General features: G+C 73.2%; 11 protein-coding genes. 3 read left to right on the top strand and 8 right to left on the bottom strand.

Annotated features, from left to right (window positions below; all coding sequences use genetic code 11):
- Window positions 1–4 precede the first annotated feature (4 nt).
- Both ACZ5NJ_RS05865 and ACZ5NJ_RS05860 read right to left on the bottom strand, forming a co-directional pair.
- Window positions 5–1,144 carry a low temperature requirement protein A gene (locus ACZ5NJ_RS05865; RefSeq protein WP_468763196.1) on the bottom strand — a complete coding sequence of 380 codons (1,140 nt, stop codon included), beginning with the start codon at window positions 1,142–1,144 and terminating at the stop codon, window positions 5–7.
- Window positions 1,145–1,199: 55 nt separating this feature from the next.
- On the bottom strand, window positions 1,200–1,775 hold the full coding sequence (locus tag ACZ5NJ_RS05860) for a TetR/AcrR family transcriptional regulator (protein WP_468763194.1): 576 nt from the start codon (window positions 1,773–1,775) through the stop codon (window positions 1,200–1,202).
- Between the two features lie 102 nt (window positions 1,776–1,877).
- Here ACZ5NJ_RS05860 and ACZ5NJ_RS05855 point away from each other — a divergent pair, with 102 nt between their 5' ends.
- On the top strand, window positions 1,878–4,424 hold the full coding sequence (locus ACZ5NJ_RS05855; protein WP_468763192.1) for a beta-glucosidase: 2,547 nt from the start codon (window positions 1,878–1,880) through the stop codon (window positions 4,422–4,424).
- Between the two features lie 146 nt (window positions 4,425–4,570).
- Here the strand turns inward: ACZ5NJ_RS05855 and ACZ5NJ_RS05850 are convergent, their stop codons facing one another.
- The gene (locus tag ACZ5NJ_RS05850) at window positions 4,571–5,470 is read right to left on the bottom strand and encodes an SGNH/GDSL hydrolase family protein (protein WP_468763190.1); all 900 of its coding nucleotides are present in this window, start codon (window positions 5,468–5,470) and stop codon (window positions 4,571–4,573) included.
- Window positions 5,471–5,719: 249 nt separating this feature from the next.
- Here ACZ5NJ_RS05850 and ACZ5NJ_RS05845 point away from each other — a divergent pair, with 249 nt between their 5' ends.
- A complete protein-coding gene (locus ACZ5NJ_RS05845) occupies window positions 5,720–6,214 on the top strand; it encodes a DUF3145 domain-containing protein (RefSeq protein ID WP_468763188.1) in 495 nt (164 codons plus the stop codon).
- 76 nt (window positions 6,215–6,290) lie between these two features.
- Here the strand turns inward: ACZ5NJ_RS05845 and fabF are convergent, their stop codons facing one another.
- From fabF to ACZ5NJ_RS05820, 5 genes are all read right to left on the bottom strand, one after another.
- Window positions 6,291–7,556, bottom strand: coding sequence for a beta-ketoacyl-ACP synthase II (gene fabF, locus ACZ5NJ_RS05840; RefSeq protein ID WP_468763186.1), 1,266 nt, complete (start codon window positions 7,554–7,556; stop codon window positions 6,291–6,293).
- Window positions 7,557–7,635: 79 nt separating this feature from the next.
- A complete protein-coding gene (locus ACZ5NJ_RS05835) occupies window positions 7,636–7,887 on the bottom strand; it encodes an acyl carrier protein (RefSeq protein WP_125595168.1) in 252 nt (83 codons plus the stop codon).
- Window positions 7,888–7,946: 59 nt separating this feature from the next.
- Complete coding sequence (locus ACZ5NJ_RS05830) at window positions 7,947–8,951, bottom strand: beta-ketoacyl-ACP synthase 3 (protein ID WP_468763184.1); 1,005 nt, start codon at window positions 8,949–8,951, stop codon at window positions 7,947–7,949.
- Window positions 8,952–8,970: 19 nt separating this feature from the next.
- Window positions 8,971–9,888, bottom strand: a complete 918-nt coding sequence (locus ACZ5NJ_RS05825; RefSeq protein ID WP_468763182.1) for an ACP S-malonyltransferase — start codon at window positions 9,886–9,888, stop codon at window positions 8,971–8,973.
- Between the two features lie 89 nt (window positions 9,889–9,977).
- On the bottom strand, window positions 9,978–11,189 hold the full coding sequence (locus tag ACZ5NJ_RS05820; RefSeq protein WP_395509267.1) for a PucR family transcriptional regulator: 1,212 nt from the start codon (window positions 11,187–11,189) through the stop codon (window positions 9,978–9,980).
- A gap of 82 nt (window positions 11,190–11,271) precedes the next feature.
- Here ACZ5NJ_RS05820 and ACZ5NJ_RS05815 point away from each other — a divergent pair, with 82 nt between their 5' ends.
- A complete protein-coding gene (locus tag ACZ5NJ_RS05815; RefSeq protein ID WP_468763180.1) occupies window positions 11,272–11,931 on the top strand; it encodes a pirin family protein in 660 nt (219 codons plus the stop codon).
- Window positions 11,932–12,070 lie beyond the last annotated feature (139 nt).

Here is a 12,070-nt window from a genome sequence, read left to right as displayed (position 1 = left end):
GGGTTCAGGATGCCAGGGAGGCGGAGGTGGCGCCGGGGAGCTGCCCGCGACGGCGTACGAAGGCCAGTTCCACCAGGTTGAGCCCGGTCACCACCGCGGTCAGCAGGGCGAGCGCGGCCAGTGAGGGCAGCAGGACGGCCGCCGGCAGCAGGAGCAGGACGATCCCGGCGGCCGTCAGCCTCGTCACCGACCAGGAGCGGAACAGGTGCCAGCGGGTGTACCCGAAGGTGGCGAGGAAGAGGGCGCAGCCCCCGTAGAGGAGGGCGGCCACGCCGAGGGGCAGCCGGGTGCCGGGGCGGGCGACGGCCTCGGCCATGCCGACGGCGACGGCGATGACCGAGGCGATGAGCGAGAGGTGCCCGTACGAGAGGACCTGCCGGGCCACGTCGGCCCGTACGGCGGCGGTCTCCAGTCCGTGCCGGACGGCGTCGGCCGCGAGGTGGAAGTACACCCACCACAGGCCGCAGACCAGGGCGAAGGCCACGGCGACGGCGGCCAGCGCGCCGGCGTCCAGGTCGGCGGCGGAGGCCACCGGGGCGCCGACGGCCACGATGGACTCGCCCAGCGCGATCATCACGAACAGCCCGAACCGTTCGGCGAGATGGCCGGAGTCGAAGCTGAGGCGGACCATGTTGCGGCGGGTCAGCCGGGGCGCGGCCAGGTCCACCGCGGCGGCCAGTGCCCACAGCCCGACGCGGGCCGTTCCGTCGAGGAAGGAGCCGGCCAGCAGCAGCGGGCCGCTGGCCAGCACCGAGAGGGTCACCGGGGTGAGCCGCAGGCGGCGGCTGCGGCCGTGCGCGAGGGCGGCGAGCACGAGGCGGGCGCAGAAGTAGGCGCCGGCCAGGAGCGGTCCGCGGTCGCCGAAGGCGCCGGGCAGGGCCAGGGCCATCAGCAGGCCGCACAGTCCGGCGGCGAAGAGGCCGAGCCGTTCCAGGGGCCGGTCGGCGTCATGGGTGTTGGAGTGGACGGTGTTGCCCACCCACACCCAGTAGACGGGTATGAAAACGATCAGGGCCCGGCCGGTGCCGGCCCAGCCGTGGTCGTGGTGGAGCAGTGCCGAGACCTGGGTCACGGCGAACACCAGCACCAGGTCGAAGAACAGCTCCGACCACGCGACCTTCTTCTCCCGCTCTTCGGGCTCCATGTCGTGTCCCCCCGCTCGAAGTCCGGGGGAAAGGATGCCCGGTGCGGGCGGGCGGCTACGCGCCGGGGCCCCGTAGCAGGGTGAGGAAGGAGCGGAACGCGGCGGGCATGTCCACCGATTCCGGGGCGAGCAGCCACTGGTACTGGAGGCCGTCCATGACCGCCGTCAGCAGCGGAGCGGCTTCGTCCGGGGTGAGGCCGGAGGGGAGGCGCGCGCCGAACTCGGCGCGCAGCATGCCGGCCATGTCCCCGCGCACCTGTGCGTAGCGCTCGGTGAAGAAGGCGCGGGCCGGGTGGCCGTCGGTGACGCTCTCGCCGAGCAGGGCGGAGAAGGTCTGCACGATGCCGGGGCGCATGGCGTTGTACTCGACCAGGGAGGCCAGCAGGTCCAGGCGCCAGGTGCCGGCCGAGGCGCGGGACCCGCCGCCGGTGTCCCAGCGGTCGCGCTCCTCCAGGACCGCGACCAGCAGGGCCTCCTTGGTGGGGAAGTAGTGCAGCAGGCCCTGCTGGGTCAGGCCCACGCGTTCGGCGACGGAGCCGAGGGACGCGCCCCGGTAGCCGCGCTCCGCGATCACCTCGACCGCCGCGCGGACGATCTCGCCCCGGCGCTCCTCGCTCTTCGCCCTGACCATCGCCCCGCCACACCCCTTCCGACCGGACCCGCCCGGCAGTCGTACGACCGTACGCCATCGCTACATCACGAAACGATGACAAGACCTACCGTCCTACAGGGAATGGGTCCACCATGGGCCCACCGCACCGCCGCACCGCACCCCACGCACCGCACCGCACCCACAGAGCGAGGAGGCACGGCCGTGACCGCTGCCGATGAGGTCCCCGACGGCTGCGCGAGCGAGCAGCTCCGCGAAGACGCCGTCGAGGCCGCCCTGGACAAGCTGGACCTCGACGCCAAGACCCGGCTGCTGGCCGGCCGGGACATGTGGTCCCTGCCCGCCCTCCCGGAGATCGGGCTCGGCTCCCTGGTCATGTCCGACGGGCCCATCGGCGTTCGCGGCGTGCGCTGGACCGCCGACGACCCCTCGGTCGCCCTGCCCTCGCCGACCGCCCTCGCCGCCTCCTGGGACCCGGCCCTGGCCCGCCGGGCGGGCAGGCTGCTGGCCCAGGAGGCACGCCGCAAGGGCGTCCACGTCCTCCTCGCGCCCACCGTCAACCTGCACCGCTCCCCGCTGGGCGGCCGCCACTTCGAGTGCTACTCCGAGGACCCGTACCTGACCGGGGCCATCGGCACCGGCTACGTCCGCGGTGTCCAGGACGGCGGCATCGGCACCACCGTCAAGCACTTCACCGGCAACGACGCCGAGACCGAGCGCTTCACCGTCGACTGCGCCATCGCCCCGCGCCCGCTGCGCGAGCTCTACCTCGCGCCCTTCGAGGCCATCGTCAAGGGCGCCCGCCCCTGGGGCGTCATGACCGCCTACAACCAGGTCAACGGCACCACCATGACCGAGCACGCGCAGCTGGTGAACGGGGTGCTGCGCGGCGAGTGGGGCTTCGACGGCTGCAACGTCTCCGACTGGATGGCCGCCCGCTCCACCACCGGCTGCCTCGACGGCGGCCTCGACGTCGCCATGCCCGGCCCGACGACCGTCTACGGCCCCGCCCTGGCCGCCGCCGTCCGCGCCGGGGAGGCCGACCCGTCCGCCGTCGACGGGGCCGTGCGCAACGTCCTGCGCCTCGCCGCCCGCGCGGGCCTCCTGGAGGGCGCCCCCGCGGCCGTCACCGAGCCGCCCGCGCCGCTCGACGGGCAGGCCCTGGCCCGTGAGCTGGCCGCCCGCGGGTCCGTCCTCGTACGCAACGAGGACGGCGCCCTGCCGCTCGACCGCACCGCCGGCCGCACCGTCGCCCTGATCGGCGCCGCCGCCCGCGACGCCCGCGTCCTGGGCGGCGGCAGCGCCACCGTCTTCCCCGAACGGGTGGTCTCCCCGCTCGACGGGCTCACCGCCGCCCTGCCCGAGGGCGCCCTGACCTACGCCGTCGGCGCCGACCCGAGCGAGGAGCCCGCCCCGGCCGGGCAGGGGTTCGAGCTGCGCGCCGTCTGCCGCGACGCCTCCGGGACGGTCCTCGGCGCGGGCACCCTGCCGTCCGGGCAGGTCCAGTGGATCGGCGACGACCTCCCCGAGGGGGTCACGTACGGGACGCTGGCCTCCATCGAGGTCACCGGGACGTTCCTGCCGCGCGAGAGCGGCGAGCACGTCTTCGGCACCCGTGGGCTCGGCGCCTTCCGCCTCGCCGTCGGCGGGCGCACCCGCTGGGAGGGCGTCCAGGAGAGGGGATCCGAGGCCGACCCCTTCGAGGCCTTCTTCGGCGCCCCCGAAGAGCGGGCGACGGTGCTCCTGACCGCAGGCGAGCCCGTCGAGGTCTCGCTCACCCACCAGGTGCCCGACATGGGCGCGATGCCGCTCAAGGCCGTCATGTTCTCCCTGCTCCACCGCGGCCCGCGCCGCGACCCCGACGAGCTGATCGCCGAGGCCGTGCGGGCCGCCCGCGCCGCCGACACCGCCGTCGTGGTCGTCGCCACCACCGAGCGGGTGGAGTCCGAGGGCTTCGACCGCACCGGCCTCGCGCTGCCCGGCCGCCAGGACGACCTGGTGCGGGCCGTCGCCGCCGCCAACCCGCACACCGTGGTCGTCGTCAACGCCGGCTCCCCGGTGGAACTGCCCTGGCGTGAGGACGTCGCCGCCGTCCTGCTGACCTGGTTCCCCGGGCAGGAGGGCGGGGCCGCGCTGGCCGACATGCTCCTGGGCGACGCCGAACCCGGCGGCCGCCTGCCCACCACCTGGCCCGCCTCCCTCGCGGACGCGCCCGTCACCGAGGTCGTCCCCCGGGAGGGGCGCCTGGAGTACCGCGAGGGGCTGCTCATCGGCTACCGCGCCTACGAGGCCCACGGCGTGACCCCGGCCTACCCCTTCGGGCACGGCCTCGGCTACACCGACTGGGCCTACGAATCCCTGGAGGCCACCGCCGAGTCCGTCCGGGTCCGCCTCACCAACACCGGCACCCGGCCCGGCCGCGAGGTCGTCCAGGTCTACCTCGCCCCCGCCGCCGGCCCCGTGGAGCGCCCGGCGAGCTGGCTGGCCGGCTTCGCGTCCGTCGCCGCGGGAGCCGGGGAGAGCGTCGAGGTGGAGATCCCGCTGGCCGCCCGCGCCTTCGAGGTCTGGGACGAGGAGGCGTACGGCTGGCGCCGGATCGGCGGCGCCTACGAGGTCCGCGCGAGCCACTCCCACGCCGACACCCGGCTGACGGCCACCCTCGACCTGTAGGCCGGGGAGGGCCCGCGACACGCCGGGGCGGGCGATTGGCCGGAAATCACCCCCGTCCCGGCCGCACAACCGGGCCGGGGGCGTCGCCCTGACACCCGCCCCCGGCCCGTCCGCACTCGTCACCGGGCGCCCGCACGGGGTCGGCGTCAACGCGGCGGCTGCGCCGCCGTCACCTGCCGGTGGGCCAGTTCCGCGAGCCGCGCCTGCCCGTCCCTGCCCGGGTGGAACCAGTCCCAGTGGCTCAGCTGCTCCGCCCCGAAGGGGTACTGGAAGACGGCCCCGCCGTCGTAGCGGCACAGCGCGTCCTTCGCGCAGACCTGGCGCAGCGCCTCGTTGTACTCGACCACGCGCGCCCGTACCTTCTCCCGCCGGGCCGTCGCCCCCGCGTCGGCGGACAGCGGTTCGGCCAGCATGGACTGACAGATCCCCAGCTTCCAGACCTGCCGCACCATCGGGCTGTCCTTGCCCTGCTCCCACAGCCGTTGGAGGTCCGGCACCGAGGACACGTACACCTGCGAGGCCGGCGAGGCCGCCCGCAGCTCCTTCAACGCCTGCTCGAACTCGGCCCGGAAGTCCGCCACCGGGGTCATGGACGAAGCCGTGGGCCGGCAGGCGTCGTTCGAGCCCACCATGACCGTGACCAGGCCCGGCTTGTGCTGCGCCGCCTCGGCCACCTGCCCGGGCAGGTCCGCCATGCGCGAGCCCGTCACGGCGTGGTTCCAGCTGCGCGTGGGCACCTCCGCCTCGCCCAGCAGCCGGGCGGCCAGTGAGTTGACGGCGGGATCGCTGCCCGTGGCCCACGAGACCTCCGGGCAGTCGGCCAGCACCGAACAGGCGTCGAAACCCCGGGTGATGGAGTCTCCGACCGCGGCGACGGAGGCCGGCGCAGGGTTCCAGCGAGGCTTCGCCCGCGCCCCCCGTTCGCCCTCTTTCGCGGGCACCCCCGAGTCGTCACAGCCCGTGACCGCCGCCGCCAGTACGGCCACCGCCACGCCCGCGCCGGTGACGGTCCGGCGTACGCGGCGGCGCGCGGCGGTGGTGCGCATCGGGTGGTCCTCCCTCGTCGCCCCGCGTCCTCCCCGGGGCGTCCTGCTGAGTGAATGCTCTGTGTTTACGGGCTTCGGAGCGACCGTACGTCACACCATGACCCCTGGCGCACGGTAGCTTTTTCCCGTGGCGTTTCGGCCGCAGGTGCCGCTACGCAATGTCCATTAATTTCCGTTACATTACATCACGTCACATACTGTCCGTTTTCTGGAGTTTATTCCCGACCTCGTCCCACACTGGAGGTCCCGGTGACGACACGTGGAGTTCTGTACGTGCATTCCGCACCGCGCGCGCTCTGCCCGCACGTGGAATGGGCTGTTGCGGGCGTGCTCGGGGTGCGGGTGAACCTCGACTGGATCAGGCAGCCCGCCTCCCCCGGCACCTGGAGAGCCGAGTTCTCCTGGCAGGCCGAGGCCGGCACCGCCTCGAAACTCGCCTCCGCCCTGCGCGGCTGGCACCTGCTCCGCTTCGAGGTGACCGCCGAACCCTGCCCGACGGCCGAGGGCGAGCGCTACAGCTCCACCCCCGAGCTGGGCATCTTCCACGCCGTCACCGGCATGCACGGCGACATCCTGGTCCCCGAGGACCGGCTGCGCGCCGCCCTGGCCCGCTCCGCGCGCGGCGAGACCGAGCTGGAGGCGGAGATCGCCAAGCTGCTCGGCAAGCCCTGGGACGACGAGCTGGAGCCCTTCCGCTACGCGGGCGAGGGCGCCCCGGTCCGCTGGCTCCACCAGGTGGTCTGAGTCGGGCCACGCATACGACGAAGGCCCCCTCCCGGAACTGCCGGGAGGGGGCCTTCGTCGTGGTGCGGGTCCCGACTCAGACCGTGCGGAACGCCAGGGAGACGTTGTGGCCGCCGAAGCCGAAGGAGTTGTTGATCGCCGCGACCGGACCGTCGACGGGCAGCTTGCGGGCCTCGCCGCGCACGATGTCCGCGTCGATCTCGTCGTCCAGGTCGTCGATGTTGATCGTCGGCGGGGCGATCCGGTGGTACAGCGCCAGTACCGTCGCCACCGTCTCGATACCGCCCGCGCCGCCCAGCAGGTGACCGGTCATCGACTTGGTCGCGGAGATCGCGACGTGGTCGAGGTCGTCGCCCAGGACCTTGCGCAGCGCCTTCAGCTCGGCCGTGTCACCCTGCGGGGTGGACGTGGCGTGCGCGTTGACGTGGACGAGCTCGGACGGGTCGAGCTCGGTGTTGTCGAGCAGGTTCTGCAGGGCGGCCGCGACACCGCGGCCCGTCGGCTCCGGCTGCGCGATGTGGTGGCTGTCCGCGGACAGGCCCTGGCCCAGCACCTCGCAGTAGACGCGGGCGCCGCGCTGGGCGGCGTGCTCGGCGGACTCCAGCACCACGACGCCGGCGCCCTCGCCGAGGACGAAGCCGTCGCGGGCCTTGTCGTACGGGCGGGAGGCCGTGGTCGGGTTCTCGTTGTTCTTCGACATCGCCATCATGTTGGCGAACGCCGCGATCGGCAGCGGGTGGATCGCCGCCTCGGTACCGCCGGCGACGACCACGTCGGCACGGCCGGTACGGATCATCTCGACGGCGTAGCCGATGGCCTCGGCGCCCGACGCGCACGCGCTGACGGGGGTGTGCACACCGGCGCGGGCGTTGACTTCCAGGCCGACGTTGGCCGAGGGGCCGTTCGGCATGAGCATCGGGACGGTGTGCGGGGAGACCCGGCGCACACCCTTTTCCTTCAGTACGTCGTACTGGTCGAGCAGGGTGGTGACACCGCCGATGCCGGAGGCGATCACGGTGCCCAGACGCTCGGGGACGATCGTCTCGTCCTCGCCCGCCGGAGCGGTGTAACCCGCGTCGGCCCAGGCCTCACGGGCCGCGATGAGGGCGAACTGCGCGGAGCGGTCGAGCTTGCGGGCCAGCGGGCGGGGGAGTACCTCGCTCGGGTCCACGGCGGCCTGGGCGGCGATGCGGACCGGCAGTTCGGCGAAGCGCTCGCCCTCCAGGGGCGAGACGCCGGACCGGCCGGCGAGCAGACCTTCCCAGGTCGAAGCGCTGTCGCCACCCAGCGGAGTGGTTGCGCCGATACCGGTGACGACCACGGTGCGATTGGTCGGGCTCACAGGAATTCTTTCTCCACGTCTCAGGGGGTGCTGAATTGTCACGGCGCCACCGCGGGGTGGCGACAAACGCTCGTCAGGCTCAGGCGGCCTGGTGCTTCAGGATGTAGTCGGCGGCGTCGCCGACCGTCTTGAGGTTCTTGACGTCCTCGTCGGGGATCTTGACGTCGAAGCGCTCTTCGGCGGCGACGACGACCTCGACCATGGACAGCGAGTCGACGTCCAGGTCGTCGGTGAAGGACTTGTCGGTCTCGACGTCCTCGACCGGGATGCCCGCGATCTCGTTGACGATCTCCGCGAGACCCTCGACGATTTCTGCCTGCGTGGCGGCCATGTGGCGCTCCTTCTGTAGCTAGCTAGCTGGTGGTTCAGGTCCGGGAAGTGATCCGGGCCCTAGGGGAGGGTAACGACCGTGGCGGCGTAGACGAGCCCCGCCCCGAAGCCGATGACGAGCGCGGTGTCGCCGCTCTTCGCCGCTCCGGTCGCCAGGAGCCGCTCCATGGCGAGCGGGATCGAGGCGGCCGACGTGTTGCCGGTGGTTTCCACGTCACGGGCGACCGTCACGTGCTCCGGCAGCTTGAGAGTCTTCACCATCGAGTCGATGATCCGCATGTTGGCCTGGTGCGGGATGAAGACGTCCAGGTCCTCGGGGGTGATCCCGGCCGCGTCGAGCGCCTGCTGGGCCACCTTGGCCATCTCGAAGACGGCCCAGCGGAAGACCGCCTGACCCTCCTGGGTGATGGCCGGGAACTTCTGGGCGGTGTCCGTGCTGCGGAACTCGTCCCACGGCACGGTCTGCTTGATGGTCTCGGACTTGTCGCCCTCCGAACCCCACACCGTGGGGCCGATGGCCGGCTCGTCCGAGGGGCCGACGACCACGGCGCCGGCGCCGTCGCCGAAGAGGAAGGCCGTCGCCCGGTCCTCCAGGTCCGTCAGGTCCGACAGCCGCTCGACCCCGATGACGAGGACGTACTCGGCGGAACCTTCCACCACCATGCCCTTGGCGAGGGTCAGGCCGTAGCCGAAACCGGCACAGCCCGCGGAGATGTCGAAGGCGGCGGGCTTGCCCGCGCCGATCCGGTGCGCGATCTCGGTCGCGACGGCCGGGGTCTGCTTGAAGTGCGAGACCGTCGAGACGATCACCGCGCCGATCTGCTCGGGGGAGATCCCGGCGTCGGCGAGCGCCTTGCCGGAGGCCTCCACCGACATCGCGGCGACGGTCTCCTGGGGCGAGGCCCAGTGCCGCGAGGCGATGCCGGAGCGGGAGCGGATCCACTCGTCCGAGGAGTCGATCGTTTCGAGGATGACCTCATTGGGCACCACGCGGGTCGGGCGGTAGCCGCCGACGCCGAGGATGCGGGCGTACGGGGAGCCCTTGGCCGGCTTGATCTTGGACATGCTGTGTGGGCTCCTACTCTCAGGCCGTCTGCTCGGCGATGAGCTTCGCGGCCTTGTCGAGGTCGTCCGGCGTCTTCAGCGCCACGTTCGGCACGCCCTTGAGCGCGCGCTTGGCCAGACCCGTCAGGGTGCCGCCGGGGCTCAGCTCGACGATCCCGGTGACGCCCAGCGTGGAGAAGGTCCCCATGCACAGGTCCCAGCGCACCGGGTTGGCGACCTGGCCGACCAGGCGGGCGACGACGTCGGCGCCCGACTCGACCACGAGACCGTCCCTGTTGGACACGTACGTCAGCGCCGGGTCCGCCGGGGCGAGGGCCTTCGCGGCCTCCGCCAGCGTGGCGACCGCGGGCGTCATGTGGTGCGTGTGGAAGGCGCCCGCGACCTTGAGGGCGACGACCTTCATCGCGCCCTCGGGCTTGTCGGCGACGAGGGCCTCGATCTGCTCCGCGGTGCCCGCGGCCACGATCTGGCCCGCGCCGTTGATGTTGGCCGGGGTCAGCCCGAGCTTCTCCAGGTGCGCGACGACCACGTCCTGGTCGCCGCCCAGGACCGCGGCCATGCCCGTCCGGGTGACGGCGGCGGCGTCGGCCATGGCCAGCCCGCGGGTACGGACGAACGACAGCGCCTCGCCCTCGCCGAGCACACCGGCGTAGGCGGCAGCGGTGATCTCACCGACGCTGTGGCCGGCGACGGCGCCGAAGGCCGTCGGGGAACCCAGCGCGGAAGCGGACAGCAGGCCGGCCGCGACCAGCAGGGGCTGGGCCACCGCCGTGTCGCGGATCTCGTCCTCGTCGGCCTTGGTGCCGTAGTGGACGAGGTCCAGCCCGATGGCGTCGGACCACCGCGCGACGCGTTCGGCGGCGCCGGGGAGTTCGAGCCAGGGAGTCAGGAAGCCGGGCGTCTGAGCGCCTTGGCCGGGAGCGACGAGTACGAGCACCCTCACACTCTCTCTTGTGGGTGGTCTCCGCCGCCCGTGGGGACAGGGACGAAGAACCGTCGGGGTAATTGTTGATGTCCGACAAAAGTCTAGGGCTGCTGATCTCCGTCGGCCAGACGCCCGAGGATCAGGGCGATCCGCAGCGTGAACGCCGAGCGGACGTCGGAGGGTGACCAGCCGGTGACGTCGGTCACACGTCGGAGCCGGTAGCGCACCGTGTTGGGGTGCACGAACAGCATCCGCGCCGCCCCCTCCAGGCTGCTCGCCTGCTCCAGGTAGACGCTCAGCGTCTCCAGCAGCGCCGAGCCCGCCTCCTCCAGCGGTCTGTAGATCTCCTCCACCAGCTGCTCCCTGGCCGAGGGATCCGAGGCGATCGCGCGCTCGGGCAGGAGATCGTCCGCCAGAACCGGACGCGGCGCGTCCTGCCAGGCCGTGCAGGCCTTCAGGCCGGCCGCCGCCGCCTGCGCGGACTTCGTCGCGTTCAGCAGGTCCGGGACCACCGGCCCGGCCACCACCGGACCGGCCGCGAACGGGCCGATCAGCGACTTCGCCACCTGGATCGGGTTGTCGCTGCCGCCGGCGATCACCACCAGCCGGTCGCCCAGCACCCCCGTGAGCACCTGGAGCTTGTGGTGGCGGGCCGCGCGGCGGATCGCCTCGACCGTCAGCTCGCTGTCCCCCTCCGGGGCGGTGCCCAGCACCACGCACACGTGCTCCGGGGAGTTCCAGCCGAGCGCCGCGGCCCGTGACAGGGCGCCCTCGTCCGCCTCGCCCGACAGCACGGCGTTGACGACGAGGGACTCCAGCCGGGCGTCCCACGCCCCGCGCGCCTCGGCGGCCTGCGCGTACACCTGGGCCGTCGCGAAGGCGATCTCCCGGGCGTACACCAGCAGCGCCTCGCGCAGGATCGACTCGTCGCCGGGGGCCGCCACCTCGTCGATCGCGGCCTCCATGACCTCGATCGTCGTACGGACCATCTCCACGGTCTGGCGCAGGGTGATCGCCCGCGTCAGCTCCCGCGGGGCCGTGCCGAAGACGTCGGTGGAGATCGCCTGCGGGGTCTCCGGGTGCCGGAACCACTCCGTGAACGCGGCGATGCCGGCCTGGGCGACCAGGCCGATCCACGACCGGTTCTCCGGAGGCATCGCCCGGTACCACGGCAGGGCCTCGTCCATGCGCGCGATGGCGTTGGCGGCGAGCCGGCCGGAGGACTTCTCCAGCCGGCGCAGCGTCGCCGCGTGCGGATGCACCGGATGCGCGGGACGGGTCTCGGGGGAATGCTCACGTTCGGGTTGGGGCACGGGACAAGACTGCCTTATCGGCGGCCCGGCGCGGACGCGGGTACCGGCCCCGGGGTCCCGCGAGGCGGCTACGGTGGCTCCCATGATCGATGTACGCCGCGCCGCGGACCGGTACGCGGGAGGGGATCCGGACACCGGGATCACCACCCGGCACGCCTTCTCCTTCGGGTCCTTCTACGACCCGGACAACATCCGCTTCGGCCCGGTGCTCGCCTGCAACGAGGAGCTGCTCGCCCCCGGCTCCGGCTTCGACGAGCACCCGCACAGCCACACCGAGATCGTGACCTGGGTGGTGGAGGGCGAGCTCACCCACCGCGACAGCACCACCGGCCACACCGCCGCCGTCCGGCCCGGGGACGTCCAGCGCCTCGGCTCCGGCAGCGGGGCCCGGCACGTGGAGCGCAACGACGGCGACCGGCCGCTGCGGTTCGTGCAGACGTGGCTCGCCCCGCTGGCCGCGGGCGGGGACCCGTCGTACGAGGTCGTACGGGACCTCGCGGACGGCACCCCGTACGAGGTCCCGGCCGCCGGCGCCGTGCTCCACGTGCGGCGGCCCGGCGCGGGCGAGCGGGTGCCCGTGCCGGACGCGGAACGGGTCTACCTGCACGTGGTGCGCGGGGACCTGCGCCTCGACGGGGCGGAGCTGGGGCCCGGGGACGCGGCGCGGATCACCGGCGAGAAGAACCTGGAGGTCACGGCCGGCTCCCCGGGCGAACTGCTGATCTGGGAACTGCCGGCCTAGGGGGGCACCTAGGGCCTGTCGTCAAACTCCCGTCTGCCCCGCGGCGCCTGGCACGCGCTCTCGCCGCACCGGGCGAAAGCCAAGTACGTCCAGTACGCGGGCTTCCGCCCGGCGCACCGAGAGCACGCACCAGACGCCG

It is taken from the genome of Streptomyces sp. NPDC032091 (assembly GCF_055580265.1).
The sequence above is the reverse complement of the archived record's forward strand: the minus strand, read 5'-3'. Positions and strand labels throughout refer to the sequence as shown.